The 1,417-nt window shown below is 37.3% G+C and carries 1 protein-coding gene and 1 pseudogene; both read left to right on the top strand.

What is annotated here, in order from left to right; all coding sequences use genetic code 11:
* Positions 1–163 (top strand): ATP-dependent Clp protease proteolytic subunit (locus tag BAZSYMA_RS09395; protein ID WP_195910190.1); only part of this gene is annotated, 163 nt, incomplete at its 5' end.
* 33 nt (positions 164–196) lie between these two features.
* A pseudogene (gene clpX, locus BAZSYMA_RS09390) lies at positions 197–1,417 on the top strand (ATP-dependent Clp protease ATP-binding subunit ClpX); the annotation flags it as partial.

Below are 1,417 nucleotides of genomic sequence, written 5' to 3'. Positions count from 1 at the left end.
CCTAACAATACGTGAAAAGTTAAATAAAATTCTATCGCATCATACTGGTCAGGATATGGAAAAAATTCAGGCAGATACTGATAGAGACAACTTTTTAAGTGCGCAAGAGTCTGTTGAGTATGGGTTGATTGACAAAGTATTGTCTAACAGAACAGAATCTTGATAAAAATCTACAAAATTATTTTAAGGTTAAGCAATGAGCAAAAAAAGTGATAGTGATAAAATTTTATATTGTTCATTTTGTGGTAAGAGCCAAAGTGAAGTAAAAAAACTTATTGCTGGCCCTTCTGTTTATGTTTGTGATGAGTGTGTTGATCTATGTAATGACATCATTAAGGAAGAGTTTGCCAATGATGATCTAGCAGAAGAAGGTGAGCAAAGGTTACCGAAACCGAAGGAAATTAAGCAAACCCTAGATGAGTATGTCATTGGCCAGGATCGGGCGAAGAAGATATTGTCGGTTGCGGTTTATAATCATTATAAGCGTCTGAGAAGTCGTCTTAAAAAAGGTGATGAAGTCGAGCTGAGTAAAAGTAATAGTTTTACTGATTGGTCCAACTGGCTCAGGTAAAACTTTATTAGCTGAGACTTTAGCAAAAGTTTTGGATGTGCCTTTTACTATTGCTGATGCAACAACGTTGACCGAAGCAGGGTATGTTGGTGAAGATGTTGAGAATATCATTCAAAAGATCTTGCAAAAGTGTGATTTTGATGTAGAAAAGGCTGAGTCTGGCATTGTTTATATTGATGAGATTGATAAAATTTCTCGTAAATCTGAAAATCCATCGATTACTCGTGATGTTTCTGGAGAAGGTGTTCAGCAAGCTTTATTGAAGCTAATTGAAGGTACGATTGCATCTGTTTCACCTCAAGGTGGTCGGAAAAATCCACAGCAAGAATTTATTCAAGTCAATACTGCGAACATACTATTTATTGTTGGTGGTGCTTTTGCTGGGTTGGACAAAGTTATTAAGCAGCGCTCTGAGAAAGGTGGGATTGGTTTTTCGGCTGAAGTGAAAACTAAAGATGATGCTAAAAATATTGGTGAGTTATTTGCCGAGGTTGAGGCGGAAGATTTGATTCGCTATGGCTTGATTCCAGAATTTGTCGGTCGTTTGCCAGTCGTTGCTACGCTTGAGGAATTAAGTGAGGAGGCGCTGATTCAAGTATTGACCGAACCTAAAAATGCGCTAGTTAAGCAGTATAAAAAACTGTTTGAGATGGAAGGCACTGAACTTGAATTTCGTGATGACTCCTTGTCTGCAATTGCACAAAAATCTATGCAACGAAAAACTGGAGCAAGAGGCTTAAGAACTATTGTAGAGAATGTTTTGTTAGATACGATGTATGAAATCCCATCGGCTGATAATGTCTCAAAGGTTGTTATAGATAAGTTGGTTATTGATGGTGATAATGA

Source organism: Bathymodiolus azoricus thioautotrophic gill symbiont, assembly GCF_001298715.1.
Lineage (GTDB): Bacteria > Pseudomonadota > Gammaproteobacteria > PS1 > Pseudothioglobaceae > Thiodubiliella.
This window is presented reverse-complemented; position numbering and strand designations above follow the sequence as displayed.